This window comes from Neisseria perflava, assembly GCF_019334725.1.
GTDB lineage: Bacteria > Pseudomonadota > Gammaproteobacteria > Burkholderiales > Neisseriaceae > Neisseria > Neisseria subflava_A.
In genome coordinates this window covers 114,315-138,362 of record NZ_CP079818.1, presented here as the reverse complement: position 1 = coordinate 138,362, position 24,048 = coordinate 114,315, and the positions used below count along the sequence as shown (strand labels likewise).

Sequence of the window (24,048 nt, the reverse complement as noted above, 5' to 3'; positions counted from 1 at the left end):
AAGGCCGTCTGAAACTTGAAAGCAAGCAAGTTTCAGACGGCCTTTTGCTATAATTCCATTCTTTTCACATTATTTAATTCATTGCACCATCATGCCGCATCCCGATTTTGCCCAAACCCTCTCCAAAGACCGCCATTTTCTGCGATCTGCCTTTAAAAACCCCAATAAATACGGCGGCTTAGCCAAGGTTGAGGAAAAATACAAAAAATCGCACGATCTCTATCTGCAACGCCTGTCCAAACTGCCCAAGCCCGAATTCGACAACACGCTGCCCGTTCACGAAAAACTCGACGAAATCAAAAAAGCCATTGCCGAGAATCAGGTAACGATTATTTGCGGCGAAACCGGTTCGGGCAAAACCACGCAGTTGCCCAAGATTTGTTTGGAACTCGGGCGCGGGGTGGCGGGGCTGATCGGGCATACCCAGCCGCGCCGTTTGGCCGCGCGTTCCGTGGCAGAGCGGATTGCCGAAGAGTTGAAATCCGAAATCGGCAGCGCGGTCGGCTATAAAGTGCGCTTTACCGATCACACCTCGCGCGATGCCTGCGTCAAGCTGATGACCGACGGTATCCTGTTGGCAGAAACCCAGACCGACCGTTATCTCGCCGCCTACGACACGATTATCATCGATGAAGCACACGAACGCAGCCTGAACATCGACTTCCTCTTGGGCTACCTGAAACAACTGCTGCCGCGCCGCCCCGATTTGAAAGTCATCATCACCTCGGCAACGATAGACGCAGAACGCTTCTCCCAACACTTTAACGGCGCGCCTGTTTTAGAAGTGAGCGGGCGCACCTACCCCGTCGAAATCCTCTACCGACCGCTGACCAGCAAAGACGAAGACGACGCAGAAGTCGAGCTGACCGACGCAATTGTCGATGCAGCCGACGAATTGGCACGCTATGGCGAAGGCGATATTTTGGTGTTCCTGCCGGGCGAACGCGAAATCCGCGAAGCCGCAGAAGCCCTGCGCAAATCCACGCTGCGCCGCAACGACGAAATTCTGCCCCTGTTTGCACGCCTGTCGCACGCTGAACAGCACAAAATCTTCCACCCCTCAGGCGCGAAACGCCGCATCGTGTTAGCAACCAACGTCGCCGAAACCTCGCTTACCGTGCCGGGCATCAAATACGTCATCGACACCGGCCTTGCACGCGTCAAACGCTATTCCGCACGGGCGAAAGTGGAACAGCTTCATGTCGAAAAAATCTCCCAAGCCGCCGCCCGCCAACGCTCCGGCCGCTGCGGCCGCGTCTCCGCAGGCGTATGTATCCGACTGTTTTCAGAAGAAGATTTCAACAGCCGCCCCGAATTCACCGACCCAGAAATCGTCCGCAGCAACCTCGCCGCCGTTATCCTGCGCATGGCATCGCTGAACCTGGGCGACGTAGCGGCATTCCCGTTTTTAGAAATGCCCGATTCGCGGTATATCAATGACGGTTTTCAGGTGTTGCTGGAATTGGGAGCGGTGGAGGCCGTCTGAAAATAAAAGTTTTCTTAATAAAAGGGCGGGTCATGTTTCATTTTCAGACGGCCTAAATCATTGAGAAACTAAAAACTATTAAAAAGGGAATATTGGGTTTTAAAACTCAATCGGTAAATTTTTTTTTGTGAAATATTAATGATGAAAAAATCTTTCTTCACGCTTGTTCTATATTCGTCTCTACTGACTGCCAGCGAAATTGCCTATCGCTTTGTATTCGGGATTGAAACCCTGCCGGCGGCGAAAATTGCGGAAACGTTTGCGCTGACATTTGTGATTGCTGCGCTGTATCTGTTTGCGCGTTATAAGGTGACGCGTTTGTTGATTGCGGTGTTTTTTGCGTTCAGCATTATTGCCAACAATGTGCATTACGCGGTTTATCAAAGTTGGATAACGGGCATTAATTATTGGCTGATGCTGAAAGAGGTTACCGAAGTCGGCAGCGCGGGCGCGTCGATGTTGGATAAGTTGTGGCTGCCTGCGTTGTGGGGCGTGTTGGAAGTCGTGCTGTTTTGCAGTCTTGCCAAATTCCGCCGTAAGACGCATTTTGCCGCCGATATTTTGTTTATTGCGGCGATGTTGCTGATTTTTGGACGTTCATTCAGTACGACGCAGGAACACGGTATTTCGCCCAAACCGACATACAGCCGCATCAAAGCCAATTATTTCAGCTTCGGCTATTTTATCGGGCGTGTGTTGCCGTATCAGTTGTTTGATTTAAGCAAGATTCCTGTGTTCAAACAGCCTGCGCCAAGCAAAATCGGGCAGGGCAGTGTTCAAAATATCGTTTTGATTATGGGCGAAAGCGAAAGTGCGGCGCATTTGAAATTGTTTGGCTACGGACGCGAAACTTCGCCGTTTTTGGCCCAGCTGTCGCAAGCCGACTTTAAGCCGATTGTGAAACAAAGCTATTCTGCCGCTTTGATGACGGCTGTGTCCCTGCCCAGCTTTTTCAATGCGATACCGCATGCCAACGGTTATGAGCAAATCAGCAGCGGCGATACCAATATGTTCCGCCTCGCCAAAGAGCAGGGCTATGAAACGTATTTTTACAGCGCGCAGGCTGAAAACGAGATGGCGATTTTGAACTTAATCGGTAAAAAGTGGATAGACCATCTGATTCAGCCGACGCAGCTGGGCTATGGCAACGGCGACAATATGCCTGATGAGAAGCTGTTGCCGCTGTTCGACAAAATCAATTTGCAGCAGGGCAAGCATTTTATCGTGTTGCACCAACGCGGTTCGCACGTCCCATACGGCGCATTGTTGCAGCCTCAAGATAAAGTATTCGGCGAAGCCAATATTGTGGATAAATACGACAACACCATCCACAAAACCGACCAAATGATTCAAACCGTATTCGAGCAGCTGCAAAAGCAGTCTGACGGCAACTGGCTGTTTGCCTATACCTCCGATCATGGCCAGTATGTGCGCCAAGATACCTACAATCAAGGCACGGTGCAGCCCGACAGCTATCTTGTGCCGCTGGTGTTGTACAGCCCGAATAAGGCCGTGCAACAGGCTGCCAACCAAGCTTTTGCGCCTTGCGAGATTGCCTTCCATCAGCAGCTTTCAACGTTCCTGATTCACACACTGGGCTACGATATGCCGGTTTCAGGTTGTAGCGAAGGCTCGGTAACGGGCAATCTGATTACAGGCGATGCAGGCAGCTTGAATATTCGCGACGGCAAGGCGGAATATGTTTATCCGCAATAAGCGGCGAGAAAACCAATAAAGACAAATTTAGATGATGTCGGGGATAGATGCCCGACCGACAAGACTATGCAAAATATGAAAAACCAAGTACGCGGATCAGGCATGGATGCCCGATCCAACCCAGCCAATGTTTCAGACGGCCTGCAAAACAGTTCGGGCCATATCGGTGCCAACACGCGCTACCGCCTGACCAAGCTCGGCGAGCAAATGGCGCGCCTGCCCATTGACCCGAAAATCGCACGCATTTTGTTGGCGGCGAAGAAACACGACTGCATGGCGGAAATATTGGTGATTGCGTCCGCGCTATCGATTCAAGATCCGCGCGAGCGGCCGCTGGAAGCGCGCGATGCCGCGGCCAAGGCGCATGAACGCTTTACCGACAAGCAATCCGACTTCCTTGCCTATCTGAATATTTGGGACAGCTTCCAGCGCGAGCGCGATAAAGGCTTGTCCAACAAGCAGCTGGTGCAGTGGTGTCGCCAATATTTCCTGTCACACCTGCGTATGCGCGAATGGCGCGAGCTGCATCACCAGCTTGCCCAAACCGCGATTGAAATGGGTTTGACCACTAAAGAAGCAGCGTTTCGACAACCTTCTACCCAAGAGCAATTAAGGCCGTCTGAAAGCCAAGGCGACCAAGATTTGGCGGCCAAACTCAAACAAAAACAACTGGATAAGAAACAACATCGCGCACAAATCCGTGCCGCCAAAGAAGCCGGCTACGAACAAATCCACCGCGCCCTGCTGACCGGCCTTATCGCCAACGTTGGCATGAAATCGCCCGACGGCAACGACTATACTGGCGCGCGCGGCAGCCGTTTCCACCTTTTCCCTGCATCAGCCCTGTTCAAAGCCAAGCCCAAATGGGTGATGGCGGCAGAATTGGTTGAAACCACGCGCCTTTACGCGCGCGACGTCGCCGTTATCCAGCCCGAATGGATCGAGCAGGAGGCGCCGCACCTCGTCCGCTACCATTATTTCGAGCCGCACTGGGAACAAAAACGCGGCGAAGTCGTCGCCAGCGAACGCGTGACGCTTTACGGCCTGACCGTATTGCCGCGCCGCCCCGTGTCTTACGGCAAAGTTGCGCCCGAAGAAGCACGCGAAATCTTTATCCGCGGCGCATTGGTGGCGCAGGAAAGCAATCTTCAGACGGCCTTTTTTGCCCACAATAAAAAGCTGATTAAAGAAATTACCGAACTCGAACACAAGTCTCGTAAGCAAGACGTATTGGTCGATGACGAAGCCCTGTTTGCGTTTTATAACGAACGCCTGCCCGAGCTGGTGTGGAAAGACGCGAAAGGCGGCGTTTGGGGAAGCGAAGAATCCGTACGGCTTATTGAATCCGACAAAGCCGAAAGGTCGTCTGAAAATGAGCGCAACGAGTTTCGTAAAAACAAGCGTAATGGGTCTCGCCAAAATGAAAATCACGGCTACACCGTAGGTTGGGTTGAAAACCCAACATCAGCCGCAACTGCAAAAACTGTTGGGTTTGACAACCCAACCTACGCTACCCAGCAACCCACCCCCTCCCCCGCAGGGGAGGGTCGGGGAGAGGGCAAAACAGTTGCCACCCAAACCAACTTTTCCGCAACCTCAACAAACCCTCTCCCTAGCCCTCTCCCACAGGAGAGGGGACAGAGTGCCGCAGCTTCAACAGTTCCAGACGACCCCAAACCCAAAAAGCAGCCTGCACTCCCAAAAGGCCGTCTGAAACCTTTGCCCCTTGCCGATATCCGCACCTTTGAAGCCTGGCTCAAAACCGCCGAGCGCGACAATCCGCGCCTCCTGTTCCTCAGCCGCGACGATTTGATGCAACACGCCGCCGCGCACATTACCGAAGAGCAGTTCCCCAAATTCTGGCAAACCGCAGACGGCAAGTTCAAACTTTCCTACCGCTTCGAGCCGCACCATCCGCTTGACGGCGTGACCATGACCGTGCCGCTGACCGTCCTCAACCGCCTGCACGCGCCGTCGCTCGAATGGCTGGTGCCCGGTATGTTGCGCGAAAAAATCCAGCTGCTGATTAAAGCCCTGCCGAAGCAAATCCGCCGCATTTGCGTGCCCGTACCCGATTTCATCACCAAATTTCTCGAAAGCAATCCCGACCGCCAAGCGGCCATCATTCCCCAGTTGGCGCACTTTATCGCCAAAAGTGCCGGCGATATGCGGATTCTCGAGCAAATCGACCAAGACGCATGGGCGGCGCAAGAATTGCCCGAACACTGCTATCTGAATCTGCGCATTATCGACGACGGCGGACAAGAACTTGCTGGCGGCCGCAAACTGCACGAATTGCAACAACAGCTCGGCCAAGCCGCCGCCGTTACCTTCCGCGACAACACCCAAGAATTCGAGCGCGACAACGTTACCGCATGGGACATCGGCACCCTGCCCGAATCCATCAAATTCGCACGCGGCAAACAACAGCTCACCGGCTACCTCGGCCTGCAAAAAGAAAAAGACGGCCGCATCGCCCTGCGCCTGTTTGACACCACAGAAGCTGCCGAACAGGCACACCGTCAAGGCGTAATCGAATTGATGAAGCTGCAATTAAAAGAGCAGGTAAAAGATTTAAACAAAGGCATCCAAGGCTTCACCCAAGCCGCCATGCTGCTCAAACACATCAACGCCGACACCCTGCGCGACGACCTTACCCAAGCCGTCTGCGACCGCGCCTTTATCGGCGAAGACGAGCTGCCGCGCAACGAAAAAGCCTTTAAAGAGCAAATCAAACGCGCCCGCAGCCGCCTGCCCGCCGTCAAAGAAGCCCTTAGCCGCTACTTGCAGGAAACCGCCGCCACCTACGCCGAACTGAACGGCAAACTCGGCAAGCATCCATTGACCCACCTCCTACGCCAACGCCTGCAAACCCTGCTTGCCCCCGGCTTTGCCAGTCATACCCCATGGGCACAATGGCCGCGCCTCCCCATCTACCTCAAAGCCATGACCCTGCGTCTCGAAAAATACAGCAGCAACCCCGCCCGCGATGCAGCCCGTGAAGCCGATATACAGGAATTGGAACAAATGTGGCAGGAAAAAACAGATAGCCTGATCAAACAAGGCCTCCCCATTTCAGACGGCCTTGCAGGGTTTAAGTGGATGATTGAAGAATTGAGAGTGTCGCTGTTTGCACAGGAATTGAAGACACCGTATCCGGTGTCGGTGAAGAGACTTTTGAAAGAATTAAATTCTTTAAATTAAGGAAACGAAAAAATGAAAATAGATGGAAAACTTATTGAGATTGCTTATATTTATCTAAAAAATCATATTTATTATGAAAACCTAAATCTTTTTATGAGAGAACGGATATCCTCTTTTGAGAAAGAACATAACCTATTAGATGAAGATGTGGGTAGAAATATTTTTGAGGAAATTGCTAAAGTTATATCTGATAATAATACGGATAAGCTAGATAAATGGATAGATAGTATTTCATTTAGAATTATTCCTAAAAGTTTTGAAGATAATTCTCACGAAAATACACATAATACAGAAGGTAGATTCATCAGTAATGATAAAAGTACGGATACACATAATCTTGTAAAGTTAAATTATTTTATTGATGCTGATGTTGAAGTTTATATTATAGATATGTTGTGGAGCCTGTATGTTGGACCAATTTTGGATGGTATGCTTACAGAGGATTGTTATGGAAATAGATTACGAAATCATACTAAAGAATTTATAAAAAAGTACGCTGAATGTGATGACACAAGAGATGTATCAGGACATAATAACTTATTTATTCGCTATATAGATCAGTATAATAAATGGAGAAACAATGCCATAAATAAAGCAAGATTATTATCTGATAATAATGATAGTGTTGGAGTTATTTCATTAGATTTAAAAGAATTTTTTTACAATATTGATATAGATTTAGATAAGGTTGATGAAATTATTGAAGATGAAATTATTGAAAGAGAATGCATTAGGGAGATTATGGATGATGCCTTAAAGTTAAATCGCTTATTAAAACGTATTTTTAAAAAGTATCATGAGGTGATCAAGAGTGAATTAAGTGTTACGCATAATGAATGTAAAGATAAAGAAATACTACCGATAGGGCTCACATCATCATCTATTTTATCAAATTGGTATATGATTGATTTTGATGAAAAAATACAGAAAATATTGAAACCAATTTATTATGGAAGATATGTGGATGATATATTAATTGTGTTGCCAAATCCTATTTTTGATGAAGATGACCCTTTAAAAAGCCTATATAAAAAATATTTCTTGAGTACCCATATTTTAGTAAGCGGTAAAGACGACGAAAGTTATATTATAGAAGGAAAGGATATTTCTATTCAAAAAAAGAAAGTTGTATTTCAATTTTTTGATAAAGCTAATAGCAAAGCTGGATTAGAACTATTTAAACAAGAATTAGATGAACAAAGTAGTGCGTTTAAATTTTTACCAACAGAGCACTTTTATCGAGAGATGGATGAGTTTGCTTATGAAATATTATTTAGTGGATCATCTAATAAGTTACGTAATGTTATTGGTGTAGTTGAAAATGAAACTAAGCTTTCACAATACCTATCTAATTGCATAACGGCAAATAGATTGTGTAAAACAAGCAAAAAGGATAAAGATATAGTAATTTCACAGTTAATGTTGTTTTTTAAAGGATGTAATTCATTAAAATTTAGTAGGCTATGGGAAAAGGTGTATCAATATTCTTTTGTTGTAAATGATATAAATTTTGCAATTACCTTTTATAATCATTTAGTTAAAGAAATAAACATAATTAGTCATTCAAAAGGTAAGAATAGCTCTCTCGTAAAAAAAATCAGGGAAGATTTATGTTTTTATAACCAAATTTCTTTTTCGCTTTCCTTGGCATTAATTAAATTCCCAATTCATAAAGAAAGTCTGGAGGTTAAAAAATTCTTTTATAAATTTCCTGATTTAAATAATTTAATGAAATTGGCGAATGGATTCAGGTATTCTAATTTAATTAGACATCATTTAGTTGCATGGCCATTATCAAACTATACTGAATATAAAGGAAGTTTGATTGATGAAAATAAGATATTGGAAGATATATCTTCAAAGGAACAATCTCATCATGAAATTAATAGTCAGAAAAAGAAATACTCTCCCAGATTTCTTCATATTGATGAATTGCAAATATTCGAATTATCACAGAGACTAAGATGTAATAGCTTGAGTGATTGGCAAGCTGAATTTGCAAAAATGCGTAGTGGTTTCGTGAAATGGGAGAATGAAGAAGAAATTAATAATAATAAAAATATTGATAAATTTTCATTATCAATTAATGATGTATCTCGAAGAAATAATTATTTCAAATTAGCTATTGCAAATTTAATTGTAAATCAGAATGATATTATTCATGCATTAAGGGATGATGTAAAACCTAATTTAAGTTTTGATAGGCAAAAAATAATATATCAAATTCTGAATGCTGCAGTAAAAGAAAAAGTGGATCTATTGGTCTTACCAGAAGTATCTATTCCTGTCAGTTGGCTGCCATTTATGGCATCTTTTTCTCGTAGAAACCAAATAGGATTAATTTTTGGATTAGAACATTGGGTAATTGATAAATTTGCATTTAATATTTTGATTGAATTGTTACCATTTAGTCAAAAAGAAGGTTTTAGGAATTGTTATATAACGGCAAGAGTTAAAAATCATTATGCTCCTGCAGAACTTAAGTATATAAATAGTTTTGGATTGTTTGCTGGTAATGATGAGAATAGATATTCTTATCATAAGGTTAATTGGAGAGGAGCTTGCTTTGCAACTTATAATTGCTTTGAATTAGCAGATATTACACATCGCGTTTTATTTAAATCGGAAATTAACTTATTAATTGCTTGTGTATGGAATAAGGATACTAATTACTATCAACATATATTAGAATCTGCAGTGAGAGATTTACATTGTTATACTATCCAGGTAAATACATCTCAATATGGTGGTTCATGTGTTTTACAACCAACAAAAACGGAACAAAAAACTCTCCTTTATGTGAAAGGAGGAAGTAATCCTTGCATTTTAACTACAGATCTTGATATACAGGCATTACGTAAGTTCCATTACCAATATAATCCATTAGATGGGGATAAATTCAAACCATTACCTCCAGGTTTCAAGTAATATGGCTAGCGTAGCCTACCTGTATAGTAAGTCGTATCCTAATGTCCAACCGCGTGTGTGCGGTACGCACGCGGTCTTTTAAAAAAATGTTTTCCCAATCAAACTAAAGGCCGTCTGAAAGTACTATCCACCTTTCAGACGGCCTTCTTATATTCATATCCCTGTTTATTTTTCCAACCGTGCAATCAGTTCATCGGCCAAGTCGAGATAAGCCTGGGTGCCTTTGGCGTGGGCGTCGTAGGCGAGGGCGGGGAGGCCGTGGCTGGGGGCTTCGGCGAGGCGGATGTTGCGGGGGATGACGGTGTCGAAGAGCAGGTTGCCGAAGTGTTGTTTGAGCTGTTCGCTGACTTCTACGACGAGGCGGCTGCGGCTGTCGTACATGGTGCGGACGATGCCGGTTACGTCGAGGTTGGGATTGATGGCTTGGCGGATTTTACGGACGGTGGCCACGAGGTCGGAAATGCCTTCGAGGGCGTAGTATTCGCAAAGCATGGGGACGATGACGCCGTTGGCGGCGACCAGGCCGTTGAGGGTGAGCAGGGTCAGGGACGGGGGGCAGTCGATGAGGACGTAGTCGTAGTCGTCGGCAACGAGCTGCAGGGCGTTTTTGAGGCGGATTTCGCGTGCGATTTCTTGGACGAGTTCGACTTCTGCGCCGGCCAGTGTGCGGTTGGCGCCCAATACGTCGTAGCCGCCTTCTTTGCTGCGGACGACGGCGTTGGGGATGTCGGTTTCGCCGAGGACGACTTGGTAAACGCCGTTTTCGATGGTGGCTTTGTTGATGCCGCTGCCTGTGGTGGCGTTGCCTTGGGGGTCGAGGTCGACGACGAGGACGCGGTGGCCTTTGGAGGCCAGGGAGGCGGCTAGGTTGACGGTGGTGGTGGTTTTGCCGACTCCGCCTTTTTGGTTGGCGACGGCGAGGATTTGTGCGCTCATGTGCTTTGCTGTCGTGTTAAGTGTGGATGGCTGGATTGTACCGTTATTCGGTATGCTTGGGTTGTTTTCAGACGGCCTTTTTGCGGATGATGACGATATGGCGTTCGGCATTGAGTTGGGGGACGTGCAATGCTTCGACTTTTTCGACGGCGACGCTTTCGGGCAGTTTGTCGATTTCTTCTTGCGGATATACGCCTTTCATGGCCGCCCAGTAGCCGCCGTCTTTGAGGAGGTGTTCGGTCCAGTTGACGAAGTCGGCGAGTTCGGCAAAGGCGCGGCTGGTGATGACGTCGGCGCGGCAGTCGGCGGCGGCTTCTACGCGGCCGCTGATGATGCGGACGTTTTTAAGGCCGAGTTCGATGACGGCTTGTTGTAAAAAGGCGGTTTTTTTGGTGTTGGCATCGAGGAGGGTGATGTCGAGGTCGGGGCGGCAGATGGCGGTGGGTATGCCGGGCTGTCCGCCGCCAGAGCCGACGTCGAGCATGGTTTGCGCGTGTTCGATATAGGGTAAGAGGGTCAGGCTGTCGAGCAGGTGGTGGCTGACGGTTTGGGCGGGATCGCGCAGGGCGGTCAGGTTGTAGGTTTTGTTCCACTTTTGCAGCAGGGCGGCATAGTCTAGCAGTTTGGCCTGTTTGGCTTCGTCGATGTCCAAACCCAGTGCCTGTATGCCGTCGCGGAGCTGTTGCGCCTGATTCATTTGTTATTCCTTATTGGTTAAAACGCGTTGGATGTAATGGTAACGGAAAGCATGCCGTCTGAAAATGTTTGCGCCTATTGAATCAACGTTTCATTTTGTGAAAGACGATGGGCTGCTCCGGCGCGCGCGTGAGCTGTTTGGGCAGGGTCAGCATGGCGATGATCCATACGGAGAGGGTGTAGTAAAACACGCCTTGCCCGCGCATACCGGCCAATGCGGCATTGCCTAAGATGGCTTCAAAAATCAAGCCTGCCGCCGCCGAGGCACACGCTGCGACACCGGCAAGGAATAGGGCGTAACGCGAATGCCGGCGCATCATTTTTTTATACGCCAGCTTGGTCAGTCCGCCGGCAATCGGCAGATTGAGGAAGGCAAACATGCCGCAGACAAACCATGCGACGGAATCCTGCCAGCCGCTTTGCCATGCCCACACGCCGTCTTTGACCGTTATCAGCAGCCCTTGGCCGTCTGAAAAGGCGATTTGCACGATATTGTGCAATATCATCGCCAGCGGCAGGGTAAGGAACATCAGTGCGACCAATAGGGGGCGATAGGGTTTTTCTTGTGTCAGATACATGGCGGTTTGCCTTGGGAAAATAAGTTGAAATGATAGCAGATTGGCGGTTGATTCACGTTTGTTAGCGCTGAAATTGCTGACAAAAACGGTCAATTAAAAAAGAAATGAAAAATTCTTTTTTCTTGGTAAACGTTGGCGGATAAAGGGTAAGAAAACGTTTTCAGACGGCTTAATCTCTTATTTTTATATGAACCGAACAGAAAATCTTTGCATTTCTCCGTAAAATCTACTAAATTCTCAATAACATATTATAAAGACCTGAAATCTGGAACCCAAACCGAAACTGCCTCCCGCCCTTTACGCTCGGAAACTCAGCAGGCAAAAAAGTTTCACACACTACAAAAACAAAACAATTCCTCTGAAATCAGTCGTTTATAATGATAGATAACCACAAGGCAAACCATGCCTGACTTTAGTAGGAGTAAAACCATGGCTGAAGCAACCGATGTCGTATTAGTAGGTGGCGGCATTATGAGCGCCACTTTGGGCGTATTGCTCAAAGAACTCGAACCATCTTGGGAAATCACCCTGATCGAACGCTTGGAAGATGTAGCGTTGGAATCATCAAATGCATGGAACAACGCCGGTACGGGACACTCTGCCCTGTGCGAATTGAACTATGCCCCCCTGACTGCCGACGGCACGATTGATCCGACCCGTGCCCTCAATATTGCCGAACAATTCCATATCAGCCGCCAATTTTGGGCGACTTTGGTCGAAGAAGGCAAACTGACCGACCGCTCTTTCATCAATTCCGTCCCCCACATGTCGCTGGTGATGAACGCCGACCATTGCAGTTATCTGCAAAAACGTTTCGACGTGTTCAAAAACCAAAAACTCTTCGAAAAAATGGAGTTTTCTACCGACCGCGCCAAAATTGCCGAATGGGCGCCGCTGGTTGTCAACGGCCGTGATGAAAACCAATCCATCGCCGCCAACTATTCCGCCGAAGGCACAGACGTCGATTTCGGCAGCCTGACCCGCCAGATGGTCAAATACTTGAGCGACAAAGGCGTAAAAATCAAATTCAACCGTCATGTCGACGACCTCAACCGCGAATCGGACGGCGCATGGGTGCTGAAAACCAGCAGCACCAAAGACGATGACGACCCGTTGACACTCCGCACCCGTTTCGTCTTCCTCGGCGCAGGCGGCGGCGCACTGACCCTGCTGCAAAAATCCGGTATCCCCGAAGGCAAAGGCTACGGCGGCTTTCCGGTTTCCGGCCTCTTCTTCCGCAACAGCAATCCCGAAACGGCCGCGCAACACAACGCCAAAGTGTACGGCCAAGCCTCCGTCGGTGCGCCCCCAATGTCCGTTCCGCATTTGGATACCCGCAACGTGGACGGCCAACGCCATTTGATGTTCGGCCCGTATGCAGGCTTCCGCCCCAACTTCCTCAAACAAGGCTCGCTCATGGATTTGCCGATGTCCATCCATATGGACAACCTCTACCCCATGCTCCGCGCCGGTTGGGACAATATGCCGCTGACCAAATACCTCTTGGGCGAATTGCGCAAAACCAAAGAAGAACGCTTCGCCTCGCTGCTCGACTACTATCCCGAAGCCAACCCTGACGATTGGGAACTGATTACCGCCGGTCAGCGTGTGCAAATCATCAAAAAAGACCCGAAAAAAGGCGGCGTACTCCAATTCGGTACCGAAATCGTCGCCCATGCCGACGGCTCGCTGGCCGCATTGCTGGGCGCGTCTCCCGGTGCATCGACAGCAGTTCCGCTGATGATCAGACTTGTTCACCAATGCTTCCCCGATCGTGCCGAATCATGGTCAGGCCGTCTGAAAGAATTGGTGCCCGGTTACGGCATCAAGCTGAACGACAATCCGTCTTTGGCAGACGAAATCATCAGCCACAACGCGACCGTTTTGGGCATCCACCACTAATTGAAGCAAGCACAAAGGCGGGCATTCTTGCCCGCCTTTTTTCAAACCATTAAAATAACGGCATTCAGGCCGTCTGAAACCTAATCGGCAACAGCATGTTGCACGATTCAAATCCGAAAATCAGCCCAGTAGAAAAACGCCATGACCGATATTCTCAACAAAATCCTTGCCACCAAAGCAGAAGAAGTGGCCGTCCAAAAAGCCGCCGTTTCCTTGGAAGACATCAAAGCCCAAGCGCAGGCAGCCGCGCCGGTTCGCAGCTTTATCGGCTCGATCCGTGAAAAACACGCGCAGAATCTGCCTGCCATTATTGCCGAAGTCAAAAAAGCCAGCCCGAGCAAAGGCCTGATCCGCCCTGATTTTCATCCTGCCGAAATCGCCGCCGCCTATGAAAAAGCCGGCGCGGCCTGTTTGTCTGTGTTGACGGACGAACCTTACTTCCAAGGCTCGCCCGAATATTTGAAACAGGCGCGTGCGGCCGTGGCGCTGCCGGTCTTGCGTAAAGATTTCATCATCGACGAATACCAAATCTATCAGGCGCGCGCGTGGGGTGCGGATGCGATTCTTCTGATTGCCGCCGCACTGGAAGCCGGGCAGCTTGAGCGTTTTGAAGCCGTTGCCCACGAATTGGGCATGACCGTATTGTTGGAGTTGCACGATGCGTCCGAGCTGGAAAAATGCCGCAACATGACCACGCCGTTGTGGGGCGTCAACAACCGCAACCTGCGTACGTTTGAAGTAAGCCTGCAACAAACCCTCGACTTCTTGCCCGAATTAAACGGCAAAACCGTTGTTACCGAAAGTGGTATCCGCAACAAAGAAGACGTCGATTTCATGCGTAGCCACGGCGTGCATACTTTCCTGATCGGCGAAACCTTTATGCGTGCCGACGACATCGAAGCCGAAGTCAAAAAATTGTTTTAAACCCTAAAAAACATCAGGCCGTCTGAATTTTCAGACGGCCTGAATCCATTGGAGACGAGAAAAAATGTTTACCGTACAGCGCATTTACGCGTATCAGCCCAATCCCGAACAGACCGCCGTCTTTATCGACCGCCTCTATCCGCGAGGCGTCCGCAAAGAGATTTTTGCCACTGCGCTTTGGCTGAAAGACATTACACCCAGTGCAAACCTGCGTCGCTGGTATCACGAAAATCCGACTGAGAATTTTGACAGTTTTGTCAGCCGTTATCATGAAGAGCTGCAAGGCGATACCGAGCAGGCCGCCATCAAGCGGCTGCTGGATTTGGAAAAACAGCACGGCAATATCCTGTTGCTGACCGCCGTCAAAGATCCCCGACATTCCCACGTCTCTGCGCTGGCTCAATTTTTGGGTGCAAGGTTTGAATATCGCGATTAAAAAATCAGTGTTTGGGCTGAATACAAAAAGGCCGTCTGAAATCAAGGTTTCAGACGGCCTGCTATTTTCAAATCAAGAAGGATAACGGTGTGCCACCAATTTTCCGTCTATGTATTCGCCGATATAGACTTGCGAGGCTTCAAGGTGGAGGCGGTCGAGTTCCTGTTGCAGCCATTCTTCATCACGCTTAATGATTTCGAGGATGTCGGGGTCAACTTGGCCGTCTGTAATCAGTGGATAGCGCAGGCTTTCGTCGCCGTACTTAATGACGGCGAGCTGGCCGTTTTGTTCCATCACGGCACGTTTGACGGCAGAGATTTCGTAGATGCCGGCGGCGCGGAGTTTGAACATGAGGTCGTGTGCGCTGATGCCGTTTTTCATACATTCTTCTGCTTGGACTTTTCCGTTGACGATGATCCAAACGGATTTGCCGTCAATTACGGATTTGACCCAGCGGTTGTGGTTTTTGATGAATTTCAGGCTCAAGACCAACAGCGTCCACAAAATCAGCACGAGGAAAAATTGCAACAGGCCGACGCTGTCGCTGTAAATCACGCCGCCGATGATGCCGCCGAGTACATAGTTTTGTACTTGGTCCATGGCGGAGGTCGGCGCGAGGTTGCCTTTACCTAAGAGGTTGATTTGCAAAATCAAACCTAAAATACCCATCAGCAGTTTGAGGGCGAGCAGGGAGTATGTTTCCATGTGTGTATCCTGTTATTCTTTATCGATGAGTTCGATATTGTTGTTGACCAGATTGATGGGCGTCAGCGTGTAGGCGGAGAAGTCTTGATTGAAATGGACTTCGTAATATTGGCTTTTGATGCCGACAATCATGCCGTTGGACAGACGCGTGCTGTTGACGATGATGTCTTGTTTTTCAACCTTTTGGTTTTCAATCAAGGCATTGAGAAAGCCAACCATGCGAGAGGTGTCGGCGGCGAAGTTCTGACGCTCGCTGTATGAAAGATATTGCGTGCCGCAGATGAGGATGAGCAACAGCAGCGCAATAATGCTCAGGTCGCGGTATTTGGTGTCCATGCGGTGGCGCAGGTATTGCGATACGGCGAGCAGGAGGATGACGAGGGCGGCGAAAATCAGGACGTATTTCAAGTAGTCGTTGAAATACATATGGTTTTCAAGATAAAAGTGAGAAAAGAATTTCATGGTATTTGATAAATTTGGGAAGGGTAATAAGGCCGTCTGAAACTTAAATTTCAGACGGCCTCGTCTATTAAACAAGGATGTTGCGTTAAGGTTTCGGATAAAGCACACATGGTGATTCCCGAAGTAGTATCAGTTGATAAATCCGTCGTCTTTCATTTTCTTTTCGGAAAAATACTGGCTGATCACCAGTAAACTGGCCAGAATGATAATGAAAAGACCTGCCATGGTCAGGGTGATTTTGAGAAACAAATCGGCATCGACGAAGGAAAACCAAAGTTGCAGAATTAAGAGCAACACCCAGCTGACGAATAATCCGAGACAGGCATAAACGCCGAGTTTAAACACGTTCTTTTTCCAAAATGACGACGTAGGCTTCACGCACGAAAAACAGCAGCATGCGGCGCTGGTCTTTTTCCATGGTAACGACCTTCCAGCCTTGCGAAGCGTGGCTGTTGAGGAAATCGCTGAATTTGACCGGATTGATTTTGGCGCTGCCGAAAACCAAACTGGAAAGCAGGTTCTCTTGATAAATGACGGCTTTATATTCTTTCATTTTATTCCTTTAAAAATCAGGGGGCTTTAAAGCCCCCTGATTCTACTCCTTATTATTCAACTGCGGCAATACCGAACCTTCGCCCAGCGACAACAAACCGCTTTGCGAGTAGATACCCAGTTTGGCGCGGGTGTCGGTGATGTCGAGGTTGCGCATAGTCAGTTGTCCGATGCGGTCGAGCGGTGTGAACGCTGCGTCTTCGACTTTTTCCATACTCAGGCGTTCCGGTTGGTAGGTCAGGTTAGGCGATTCGGTGTTCAGAATCGAGTAGTCGTTGCCGCGACGCAGTTCGAGGGTGACTTCGCCGGTGATGGCTTTGGCGACCCAGCGTTGGGCGGTTTCGCGCAACATAAGGGCTTGGCTGTCAAACCAGCGGCCTTGGTAGAGCAGGCGGCCGAGGCGCAGGCCGTTGATGCGGTATTGTTCGATGGTGTCTTCGTTGTGGACGCCGGTCACCAAACGCTCGTAGGCGATGTGGAACAATGCCATGCCCGGGGCTTCGTAGATGCCGCGTGATTTAGCCTCGATGATGCGGTTTTCGATTTGGTCGCTCATGCCCAAGCCGTGACGGCCGCCGATGCGGTTGGCTTCGAGGAAGAGTTCGACGGGGTCGGCGTATTCTTTGCCGTTCAGTGCAACGGGCACGCCTTCTTCAAAGCGTACGCTGACTTCTTCGGGTTTGACTTCGACGTTTTCGTCCCAGAAGGCAACGCCCATGATAGGTTTGACGATTTTGATGCCGCTGTTGAGGAATTCCAAGTCTTTGGCTTCATGCGTCGCGCCGAGCATATTGGAGTCGGTGGAGTAGGCTTTTTCAACCGACATTTTGTAGTTGAAACCGTTGGCAATCAGAAATTCGCTCATTTCGTGGCGGCCGCCGAGTTCGTCGATAAATTGTTGGTCGAGCCAAGGTTTGTAGATTTTCAGCGCGGGATTGGTCAAGAGGCCGTAGCGGTAGAAACGCTCGATGTCGTTACCTTTGTAGGTGCTGCCGTCGCCCCAAATATTGACGTCGTCTTCCTTCATGGCGGAAACGAGCATGGTGCCGGTAACGGCGCGGCCCAGAGGCGTGGTGTTGAAGTAGGCGATGCCGCCGGTGGAAACGTGGAATGCGCCGCATTGGATGGCGGCGATGCCCTCGTGTGCCAACTGCGCGCGGCAGTCAATCAGGCGGGCATTTTCTGCGCCGTATTCCATCGCTTTTTTAGGAATAGCGTTGTAATCGTCTTCGTCAGGTTGGCCGAGGTTGGCGGTGTAGGCGTAAGGCAGTGCGCCTTTGAGTTTCATCCACAACAGCGCGGCAGAGGTATCAAGACCGCCGGAGAAGGCGATGCCGACTTTTTGACCGACGGGGAGATTTTGTAAAATGGTATGGTTTTGGCTCATTGGGATTCCTCCAGACTTGAAAAGTTGAAACCATTATCTTATAAATGGATAAGATAATCTACTTTGATGCCGTCTGAAAAAGCATTCAGGTTTTCAGACGGCATTTGTCCGCAATTATTGATGGTGCTATCTGACGCTGAATGCAATGAAGCATACTGCCCAAACCGAAGCAGCTGCCAAAGGCCACAACAAGTAGCCTTTTTGCCCGGTCAAACGCCACATTTCATCTGCATTGGTTGCAACAAAAAACAACCACAAAAAACCAAGTAAAATATCCGTAAAGACTGCCAGTGAAAAAATCATACGGTTTGCAGGCAAGAGGCTGAATGCGTTCAGAACAACCCATTGTATAAAAAATGTGGAAAGCGTAGCATATTTGGCGCGAAAATTGACTGCCCGTTTGTCTTGATGAATTTTACGGCGAATAATCAAATACTGAACAATCAGCACAAACGTACACACAAAAAGGCTGATAATGAACATGAAAAACGCAAAAATGCCGATTACAAACATGAGCCTCTCCTATCCGTTGCACCTATACCATAGCCAAGTGATGGCACCGAGTGCTTCGCTTTCGTTCCATTGTTCATTGGGGTAGAGTTTAGGGGAGATGATGTTTAGGGTTGTGATGGTGGGCATAGTTTAGAGGGGGGGTAAAACAAAAAAGGTAAGTGTAAGTGGTTTTAAGGCTGCCTGAAAGCGGATTAACAGCGAAAAAGAGAACGCGTGAGTGCGAGCACCCACGCTTGCTATCAGACAGACTGGCTACGCTGGCTATGCTTGTTATATATCTATATGGTTATATAGATATATAATTTTTTCACTCCATTCATTTGATTGTAGGGTATCTGTATCTTCAGCAATATACAAACCAATATCTTTTGACCAGAATGCATAAGTTTGTTGAATTATATCTATATTCTTCAGATAATTAAAATCTGAGAAAGCACCATCAAACATGCATATTATAGCTATTGGATTAAGCTGATTGATATTTAGTATTTCATCTTTAATTACATTAAATAAATCAATATTTTTGGAATATAAAAAATAAGATTCTGTTAAAAAAATATCATATTTCCACTCATTATTTTCAAGAATATATTTTTCAGATTTAATGCAACGTGATCTAGATTCCCATTGCTTTATATTTTCATGATTTCTGTCTTCTTTTAAAAAAATACCATAACACAATATAGAAAACTGGTCAGTACCACAATTTTTTAAAAAATCTATTATTTTCATTTAGTTACCACTAATTAGGTTTAATTGATTATTATCTGGTATAAAGCTTGCAATGACTTTATCCTTATACGGCCCATCTTTTGCAACAACAATAACAACGTATTTCCCATTTGATTTACCTAATAAGCAATATTGGAACAGTAATCATGGGAAATCATGAATAGCCTTTAGGCAGAAGGAAAGATTATGAAAGACCGACAGCATTTGTTCAACCTCATCATCATCGGCGATGAAATCCTGCACGGCAGCCGCCAAGACAAGCATTTCGCCTTTTTCAAATCTTTATTGGAATCGCGCGGGCTGAAACTCAATCAGGTGCAATATCTGCCCGATGAACCCGAATTGCTGGTCAAACAACTGCGCCGCAGTTTTTCAGACGGCCTGCCGACTTTCGTTACCGGCGGTATCGGCTCTACGCCTGACGACCACACGCGCCAAGCCGCAGCGGCTGCTTTGGATTTGCCCGTTGTCCGCCATCCTGAAGCCGCCAAGTTTATCGAAGGCGTAACCCTGAAACGCGGCGAGCCGCTCGATTCGCCGGAACACGCCCAACGCCTGAAAATGGCGGATTTTCCCGAAGGCGCGGAACTTGTGCCCAATCCGTTTAATAATATCGCCGGATTTTCCATCCGCGAGCATTATTTCTTCCCCGGTTTCCCCGTGATGGCGCACCCGATGGCGGAATGGGTATTGGAAACTTATTACGCCAACCGTTTCAACCAAACTGAACGCGGCAGCCGCAGCGTGTATGTGTTCGACCAACCCGAGTCGCGCATTACGCCGATTATGGAACATCTTGAGCGTACCTACGCCGGTGTCCGTTCTTACAGCCTGCCCACCGTGGGCCGTACCGATTCAGACGGCCGTTACACTCCGCCGCATATCGAGTTCGGCATCAAAGCGGAAGGTGAGGCCTGCCGCTTGTTGGATACGGCGTGGGAAGATGCGTTGCAGGGTTTGCAGGCGATTGGCGCGACTTTGAAAGAAACGGTGGAATAATGCACTTATCCCCGGCCCAATCCAGACGCGCACTGATTTTTGCCTCTTTGCTGTTTTTGCCGCCGACCCTCATCATCGGCATTTGGCTGGCGCAATATGGCGGCTTCGCTTTTGAACCGCCGCTGATGCACGCCGTCCATGCCCATGCGGGCACATGGTTTGACCCGATTGCCACCGTGTTGCACTATCTGGGCAAAACCGAGATTGCCGTGCCGCTGATCGGCGCAGTCGCCGCAGCCCTGTATTTTGCCGATAAGAAGCGCGAAGCACTGTTTTGCGTGTTGGCGGCATTGATGCCGACTTTGAACATGCTGATTGTGAAGGTTTGGTTTGCCCGCGAACGTCCGCTGCTTTGGCCGCGCCTGATTGAAGAGAGCAATTTTTCCTTTCCCAGCGGCCACAGTACGTTTTCCGCCGCCATTGCCGTCATGCTGATATTGCTTTGCCGCCGCACGCGCTACCGCCGCGCCGCTTGGATAGGCGGTATTTCCTTTGCCCTGCTGACCGGGTTTTCACGCATTTATTTGGGCGTGCATTATCCCACCGACGTTTGGGCAGGCTGGACAAACGGCACGCTGACTGCCTTGCTGGTGTATATGCTCATCTTCAGGCCGTCTGAAAAATAGAAGAAACGAATCATGAATACACGTTCACCCAACACGCCTTATTGGCTCAGAAACGGCCATGCCGACACCCTGTTTGCCAAGCTGCTGCAAGGCAAAGCGCCTGACTACCGCCGCGAGCTTCTGCCCGACAGCACCGGCAAAACCCAAGTTGCCTACGATTTTGTCGACAGCGCCGACCCCGATGCGCCGTTGGTGGTTTTGTTCCACGGACTGGAAGGCAGCAGCGAGAGCCATTACGCGGTCGAGTTGATGAAAGCCGTACAGCAGCGCGGTTGGAACGGCGTGGTTGCCCATTTCCGCAGTTGCGGCGGCATAGAAAACACCGCGCCCGTGTTCTACCATCTCGGCGATACGCCCGAAATCGCTTTTATGCTCAACACGCTGGCACAACGCTATTCAACCATCTACGCTGTCGGCGTTTCTTTGGGGGGGAATGCCCTGGCCAAATATTTGGGCGAGCAGGGCAGTAATGCCGTTCCGCGCGCATCTGCCGTCGTTTCCGCGCCGGTTGATGCCGTGGCCGCCGGTACACGTTTTGATCAGGGCATGACGCGCTTGATTTACACGCGCTATTTTTTAAATTCGCTGTTGCCGAAAGCCCAGGCGATTCCTCAGTTTCAGACGGCCTTAAGCCAGCAAAACTGCAAAACGCTTGGCGATTTTGACGACCGCTTTACCGCGCCGTTACACGGTTTTGCCGACCGTCATGATTACTACCGCCGCAATTCCTGCAAACCGTTTCTGAAAGGCGTAGATACGCCGTTGCTGCTGCTCAATGCCGTCAACGACCCCTTCCTGCCGCCAGAAGCCTTGCCGACCGGGCGGGACGTGTCCTCAGCCGTTACGCTGCTGCAACCGGCATACGGCGGTCATGTCGGCTTTGTCAGCCGCGATCAAGGCCGTCTGAATCTGCAATGGCTGCCGCAAACGGTGTTGGACTATTTCAAACAGTATCAGCCGTAAATGAAAAAGGGCATGTATGTGACATGCCCTTAGAGTGAAGAAAGTAAAAAGGCCGTCTGAAAACGAGTTTCAGACGGCCTTTTGAATAGCTTGATTATTTGCCTTTGTCGGCTTTGGCTTCTTTTTTCAGAGAAGCGTACAACTCAGGGTCGCGGTTTTTCAGTAAGGACGCAACGGCCAAGTCATCACGGTTTACTTTAGCCAAATCTACGCGCTCGATGTGTACCAAACGCAGCAATTCGCGTACAGGTTTAGGCATATTGCGGCCGGACTCGTAACGGGAACCACCGGATTGAGTCACACCAATGCGACTCCAGAAGTCCATTTGGTTCAGGCCGAGTTTTTTACGGATATCGCGGATATTTTCAATTTTTTCGAACGATTTCATGAATCTTCCTTATTGTGGTATTTAGTGTATGCCATTAGGCATAAAAAAGGTCTGCAAGAATGCCGGCATCCTTTTCCCTATTGTTTTTTGGGGTGATATGTGGGCGTATTGCAAATGGCTGATCTAGATAATTAGACAGTATATTCGAAAGAAGTTTTCTGCTGTCTGCCATAATTTGTGTAAATATTTCTTAATTCATTATTTCAGTAAAATTTTGTTATATAAATCATTAAATTATGCGTTTATCTTAGATATGGCATAAGCAAATTTTTACATAATTAAACAATTCAATATGGGTAAAAACTTAATTTCGAGTTTTTATTCGGTTTTCTGGATTGAGAATGCGAATAAATTTTAGGCCGTCTGAATCTATGTTTTCAGACGGCCTGAAGGTTTTTTCAAGGTTAAGGCTTACCGCTGGCAGGGCTGACGGTGAGGATTTCGTAGCCGGTTTCGGTAACCAAAACTTCGTGTTCCCATTGGGCGGAGAGGGAGCGGTCTTTGGTGACCACTGTCCAACCGTCGTTCAGGATGCGCAGATGGCGTTTGCCTTGGTTGATCATCGGCTCGATGGTGAAAATCATGCCCGGTTTGAGGACGAGGCCCTCACCTTTGCGGCCGTAGTGGACCACTTGCGGCGCTTCGTGGAAACCGCGGCCGATGCCGTGTCCGCAGAATTCCTGTACGACGGAATAGCCGGCATTTTCGGCAACCTGTTGGCAGGCATAGCCGACGTCGCCGAGGGTGGCGCCAGGTTTGACCGCTTCGATACCCGCCATCATGGAGGCGTGGGTCACGTCGATCAGGCGTTGGGCAATCGGGGAGACTTTGCCGACGGTAAACATACGGCTGGAGTCGCCGTGGAAACCGTCTTTTTTAATGGTCAGGTCGATGTTGACGATGTCGCCTTCTTTCAGCGGCTTGTCATCGGGAATGCCGTGGCAGATGACGTGGTTGACGGAGGTGCAGCAGGATTTCGGGTAAGGCGGGTTGCCGTAGTTGAGGGGGGCTGGATAACCACCTTGAACGTTGACGTGGTAGTCGTAAACGAGTTTGTCGATTTCGTTGGTGGTTACGCCGGGTTTGACGAATTGGCCGATGTAATCGAGGGCTTCGGCGACCAAGCGGCCGAGTTCGCGCATTTTTTCGATTTCTTCGGGGGTTTTGATGATGACTTTGTCCATGAGGTTTCCTTCTTGTTTCAGACGGCATAGAGGCCGTCTGAACGGGACGGGTGTGCCGTCTGTTTAAAACAGGTTGTCGAGATTGTCTTTATTGCGCGGTTTGGCTTGTGGTTTGGCCTCAGGCTCGGCTTTCGGAGTCGGTTTGGACTCGGGGACTTTGGCTTTTGCCGGTTTGTTTTCTACCGCTTGTGCGGCAGGTTTGCTGTCTGCGGCTTTGTTTGCTACCGGCTGGCTGTCTGCTTGAGGTGTGTTTTGAGCGGCAGGGCTGCTGTTGTCGGATTGTGTGTTTTCTGATTTGTCGGCTTCAGCGCGTTTGTTTTCAGTGCGTTTGCTGCGGTGTACAGTGGAGCGGTCGTTTTTTATACCTTCTTCCGCTTTTTCGCCTTTTTCGTCTTGTGGGACGACAGGATTGCCGGAGGCGGTTTTTGCGTCGCCGTCTTTGGCAGGTTGGACGGTTTCAGGTTCGACAGTGCCGTTGGGGCGCCAAACTTCAATGCGTGTGTCGGTTTGTTCGGCAGGACTTTTTTCGGGTACGTCGGTTTTACCGGAGTTTAGGGTGCTGAATACGCCGGCAACAAGGGCTGCGACGGCGATAAAGCTGACAAGGAATAAAGCGCGGATTAGGTGTTTGGGCTTAAGTTGGAAAGGGGTTTTATTATTCTTGGACATGATGTGGCGGGTAATCGTTGGAGGAATGGCCGTCTGAATATTCAGACGGCCCCGGGTTGCCT

At 48.7% G+C, this 24,048-nt stretch carries 23 protein-coding genes and 1 pseudogene; 10 read left to right on the top strand and 14 right to left on the bottom strand.

The annotated features are described in order from the left end of the window. The first annotated feature begins 91 nt into the window (after nt 1-91). The 4 genes from hrpA (at nt 92) to LPB400_RS00680 (ending at nt 9,334) form a co-directional block, all read left to right on the top strand. Nucleotides 92-1,486 (top strand): ATP-dependent RNA helicase HrpA, encoded by a 1,395-nt coding sequence (gene hrpA / locus LPB400_RS00695; protein WP_219089110.1) that lies wholly within the window; start codon nt 92-94, stop codon nt 1,484-1,486. A gap of 138 nt (nt 1,487-1,624) precedes the next feature. Continuing rightward, entirely contained in the window at nt 1,625-3,202 is a 1,578-nt protein-coding gene (gene lpt3, locus LPB400_RS00690; protein WP_219089098.1) for a phosphoethanolamine transferase, read from the top strand. Nucleotides 3,203-3,268: 66 nt separating this feature from the next. Next, nucleotides 3,269-6,406 carry a DUF3418 domain-containing protein gene (locus LPB400_RS00685; RefSeq protein ID WP_413231324.1) on the top strand — a complete coding sequence of 1,046 codons (3,138 nt, stop codon included), beginning with the start codon at nt 3,269-3,271 and terminating at the stop codon, nt 6,404-6,406. Between the two features lie 12 nt (nt 6,407-6,418). After that, complete coding sequence (locus tag LPB400_RS00680; protein WP_107792382.1) at nt 6,419-9,334, top strand: RNA-directed DNA polymerase; 2,916 nt, start codon at nt 6,419-6,421, stop codon at nt 9,332-9,334. Between the two features lie 165 nt (nt 9,335-9,499). Here LPB400_RS00680 and LPB400_RS00675 read toward each other — a convergent pair whose 3' ends face one another. The 3 genes from LPB400_RS00675 to LPB400_RS00665 all read right to left on the bottom strand — a co-directional run bounded on the left by LPB400_RS00675 (nt 9,500) and on the right by LPB400_RS00665 (nt 11,544). Next, nucleotides 9,500-10,270, bottom strand: a complete 771-nt coding sequence (locus LPB400_RS00675; protein ID WP_107792381.1) for a ParA family protein — start codon at nt 10,268-10,270, stop codon at nt 9,500-9,502. 67 nt (nt 10,271-10,337) lie between these two features. Next, on the bottom strand, nt 10,338-10,967 hold the full coding sequence (rsmG, locus tag LPB400_RS00670) for a 16S rRNA (guanine(527)-N(7))-methyltransferase RsmG (protein ID WP_219089095.1): 630 nt from the start codon (nt 10,965-10,967) through the stop codon (nt 10,338-10,340). 82 nt (nt 10,968-11,049) lie between these two features. Then, nucleotides 11,050-11,544, bottom strand: coding sequence for a hypothetical protein (locus LPB400_RS00665; protein ID WP_219089094.1), 495 nt, complete (start codon nt 11,542-11,544; stop codon nt 11,050-11,052). Nucleotides 11,545-11,973: 429 nt separating this feature from the next. Here LPB400_RS00665 and LPB400_RS00660 point away from each other — a divergent pair, with 429 nt between their 5' ends. From LPB400_RS00660 to LPB400_RS00650, 3 genes are all read left to right on the top strand, one after another. Continuing rightward, on the top strand, nt 11,974-13,446 hold the full coding sequence (locus LPB400_RS00660) for a malate:quinone oxidoreductase (RefSeq protein ID WP_219089092.1): 1,473 nt from the start codon (nt 11,974-11,976) through the stop codon (nt 13,444-13,446). A gap of 141 nt (nt 13,447-13,587) precedes the next feature. Beyond that, nucleotides 13,588-14,370 carry an indole-3-glycerol phosphate synthase TrpC gene (gene trpC / locus LPB400_RS00655; protein ID WP_219089090.1) on the top strand — a complete coding sequence of 261 codons (783 nt, stop codon included), beginning with the start codon at nt 13,588-13,590 and terminating at the stop codon, nt 14,368-14,370. Nucleotides 14,371-14,434: 64 nt separating this feature from the next. Further along, nucleotides 14,435-14,806, top strand: a complete 372-nt coding sequence (locus tag LPB400_RS00650) for a DUF488 domain-containing protein (protein ID WP_107810677.1) — start codon at nt 14,435-14,437, stop codon at nt 14,804-14,806. Between the two features lie 72 nt (nt 14,807-14,878). On the opposite strand, the gene LPB400_RS00645 is transcribed toward LPB400_RS00650, so the two are convergent. The 8 genes from LPB400_RS00645 to LPB400_RS00610 form a co-directional block, all read right to left on the bottom strand. Next, complete coding sequence (locus LPB400_RS00645) at nt 14,879-15,511, bottom strand: DUF421 domain-containing protein (RefSeq protein WP_070645269.1); 633 nt, start codon at nt 15,509-15,511, stop codon at nt 14,879-14,881. 12 nt (nt 15,512-15,523) lie between these two features. Beyond that, nucleotides 15,524-15,973 (bottom strand): DUF3290 domain-containing protein, encoded by a 450-nt coding sequence (locus LPB400_RS00640; RefSeq protein ID WP_107810676.1) that lies wholly within the window; start codon nt 15,971-15,973, stop codon nt 15,524-15,526. A 129-nt stretch (nt 15,974-16,102) separates the two neighbouring features. Continuing rightward, nucleotides 16,103-16,318 carry a hypothetical protein gene (locus tag LPB400_RS00635; RefSeq protein ID WP_049330864.1) on the bottom strand — a complete coding sequence of 72 codons (216 nt, stop codon included), beginning with the start codon at nt 16,316-16,318 and terminating at the stop codon, nt 16,103-16,105. Then, complete coding sequence (locus LPB400_RS00630) at nt 16,311-16,526, bottom strand: DUF4177 domain-containing protein (protein ID WP_003749376.1); 216 nt, start codon at nt 16,524-16,526, stop codon at nt 16,311-16,313. Before LPB400_RS00630 ends, LPB400_RS00635 begins: the two co-directional genes overlap by 8 nt. 42 nt (nt 16,527-16,568) lie before the next feature. Next, nucleotides 16,569-17,912 (bottom strand): argininosuccinate synthase, encoded by a 1,344-nt coding sequence (argG, locus tag LPB400_RS00625; protein WP_063069269.1) that lies wholly within the window; start codon nt 17,910-17,912, stop codon nt 16,569-16,571. A 126-nt stretch (nt 17,913-18,038) separates the two neighbouring features. Further along, nucleotides 18,039-18,425, bottom strand: a complete 387-nt coding sequence (locus tag LPB400_RS00620; RefSeq protein ID WP_070461245.1) for a hypothetical protein — start codon at nt 18,423-18,425, stop codon at nt 18,039-18,041. 9 nt (nt 18,426-18,434) lie between these two features. Then, the gene (locus LPB400_RS00615; RefSeq protein WP_083290052.1) at nt 18,435-18,551 is read right to left on the bottom strand and encodes a hemolysin D; all 117 of its coding nucleotides are present in this window, start codon (nt 18,549-18,551) and stop codon (nt 18,435-18,437) included. Between the two features lie 144 nt (nt 18,552-18,695). Further along, nucleotides 18,696-19,157, bottom strand: a complete 462-nt coding sequence (locus LPB400_RS00610) for a hypothetical protein (RefSeq protein ID WP_004467569.1) — start codon at nt 19,155-19,157, stop codon at nt 18,696-18,698. Nucleotides 19,158-19,343: 186 nt separating this feature from the next. Between LPB400_RS00610 and LPB400_RS00605 the strand changes: the two genes are divergently transcribed. The 3 genes from LPB400_RS00605 to LPB400_RS00595 are packed head-to-tail and all read left to right on the top strand — an operon-like array spanning nt 19,344 to nt 21,745. Then, nucleotides 19,344-20,156 carry a competence/damage-inducible protein A gene (locus LPB400_RS00605; protein WP_070461244.1) on the top strand — a complete coding sequence of 271 codons (813 nt, stop codon included), beginning with the start codon at nt 19,344-19,346 and terminating at the stop codon, nt 20,154-20,156. Beyond that, the gene (locus LPB400_RS00600) at nt 20,156-20,782 is read left to right on the top strand and encodes a phosphatase PAP2 family protein (RefSeq protein WP_070461243.1); all 627 of its coding nucleotides are present in this window, start codon (nt 20,156-20,158) and stop codon (nt 20,780-20,782) included. Before LPB400_RS00605 ends, LPB400_RS00600 begins: the two co-directional genes overlap by 1 nt. A 12-nt stretch (nt 20,783-20,794) precedes the next feature. Then, entirely contained in the window at nt 20,795-21,745 is a 951-nt protein-coding gene (locus LPB400_RS00595; RefSeq protein WP_063076203.1) for a YheT family hydrolase, read from the top strand. Nucleotides 21,746-21,839: 94 nt separating this feature from the next. On the opposite strand, the gene LPB400_RS00590 is transcribed toward LPB400_RS00595, so the two are convergent. The 3 genes and pseudogenes from LPB400_RS00590 to LPB400_RS00580 all read right to left on the bottom strand — a co-directional run bounded on the left by LPB400_RS00590 (nt 21,840) and on the right by LPB400_RS00580 (nt 23,986). Further along, nucleotides 21,840-22,133, bottom strand: coding sequence for a helix-turn-helix domain-containing protein (locus tag LPB400_RS00590; RefSeq protein WP_003684039.1), 294 nt, complete (start codon nt 22,131-22,133; stop codon nt 21,840-21,842). A gap of 404 nt (nt 22,134-22,537) precedes the next feature. Continuing rightward, a pseudogene (gene map, locus LPB400_RS00585) lies at nt 22,538-23,341 on the bottom strand (type I methionyl aminopeptidase); the annotation flags it as partial. A 39-nt stretch (nt 23,342-23,380) separates the two neighbouring features. Beyond that, complete coding sequence (locus LPB400_RS00580; RefSeq protein ID WP_070645258.1) at nt 23,381-23,986, bottom strand: hypothetical protein; 606 nt, start codon at nt 23,984-23,986, stop codon at nt 23,381-23,383. Between the last annotated feature and the right edge of the window lie 62 nt (nt 23,987-24,048).

Excerpts from the sequence above, each read along its gene's own strand:
- hrpA (WP_219089110.1), top strand. The coding sequence starts at position 92 with ATGCCGCATCCCGATTTTGCCCAAACCCTCTCCAAAGACCGCCATTTT.
- lpt3 (WP_219089098.1), top strand. The coding sequence starts at position 1,625 with ATGATGAAAAAATCTTTCTTCACGCTTGTTCTATATTCGTCTCTACTG.
- LPB400_RS00685 (WP_413231324.1), top strand. The coding sequence starts at position 3,269 with ATGCAAAATATGAAAAACCAAGTACGCGGATCAGGCATGGATGCCCGA.
- LPB400_RS00680 (WP_107792382.1), top strand. The coding sequence starts at position 6,419 with ATGAAAATAGATGGAAAACTTATTGAGATTGCTTATATTTATCTAAAA.
- LPB400_RS00675 (WP_107792381.1), bottom strand. The coding sequence starts at position 10,270 with ATGAGCGCACAAATCCTCGCCGTCGCCAACCAAAAAGGCGGAGTCGGC.
- rsmG (WP_219089095.1), bottom strand. The coding sequence starts at position 10,967 with ATGAATCAGGCGCAACAGCTCCGCGACGGCATACAGGCACTGGGTTTG.
- LPB400_RS00665 (WP_219089094.1), bottom strand. The coding sequence starts at position 11,544 with ATGTATCTGACACAAGAAAAACCCTATCGCCCCCTATTGGTCGCACTG.
- LPB400_RS00660 (WP_219089092.1), top strand. The coding sequence starts at position 11,974 with ATGGCTGAAGCAACCGATGTCGTATTAGTAGGTGGCGGCATTATGAGC.
- trpC (WP_219089090.1), top strand. The coding sequence starts at position 13,588 with ATGACCGATATTCTCAACAAAATCCTTGCCACCAAAGCAGAAGAAGTG.
- LPB400_RS00650 (WP_107810677.1), top strand. The coding sequence starts at position 14,435 with ATGTTTACCGTACAGCGCATTTACGCGTATCAGCCCAATCCCGAACAG.
- LPB400_RS00645 (WP_070645269.1), bottom strand. The coding sequence starts at position 15,511 with ATGGAAACATACTCCCTGCTCGCCCTCAAACTGCTGATGGGTATTTTA.
- LPB400_RS00640 (WP_107810676.1), bottom strand. The coding sequence starts at position 15,973 with ATGAAATTCTTTTCTCACTTTTATCTTGAAAACCATATGTATTTCAAC.
- LPB400_RS00630 (WP_003749376.1), bottom strand. The coding sequence starts at position 16,526 with ATGAAAGAATATAAAGCCGTCATTTATCAAGAGAACCTGCTTTCCAGT.
- argG (WP_063069269.1), bottom strand. The coding sequence starts at position 17,912 with ATGAGCCAAAACCATACCATTTTACAAAATCTCCCCGTCGGTCAAAAA.
- LPB400_RS00620 (WP_070461245.1), bottom strand. The coding sequence starts at position 18,425 with ATGTTTGTAATCGGCATTTTTGCGTTTTTCATGTTCATTATCAGCCTT.
- LPB400_RS00615 (WP_083290052.1), bottom strand. The coding sequence starts at position 18,551 with ATGCCCACCATCACAACCCTAAACATCATCTCCCCTAAACTCTACCCC.
- LPB400_RS00610 (WP_004467569.1), bottom strand. The coding sequence starts at position 19,157 with ATGAAAATAATAGATTTTTTAAAAAATTGTGGTACTGACCAGTTTTCT.
- LPB400_RS00605 (WP_070461244.1), top strand. The coding sequence starts at position 19,344 with ATGAAAGACCGACAGCATTTGTTCAACCTCATCATCATCGGCGATGAA.
- LPB400_RS00600 (WP_070461243.1), top strand. The coding sequence starts at position 20,156 with ATGCACTTATCCCCGGCCCAATCCAGACGCGCACTGATTTTTGCCTCT.
- LPB400_RS00595 (WP_063076203.1), top strand. The coding sequence starts at position 20,795 with ATGAATACACGTTCACCCAACACGCCTTATTGGCTCAGAAACGGCCAT.
- LPB400_RS00590 (WP_003684039.1), bottom strand. The coding sequence starts at position 22,133 with ATGAAATCGTTCGAAAAAATTGAAAATATCCGCGATATCCGTAAAAAA.
- LPB400_RS00580 (WP_070645258.1), bottom strand. The coding sequence starts at position 23,986 with ATGTCCAAGAATAATAAAACCCCTTTCCAACTTAAGCCCAAACACCTA.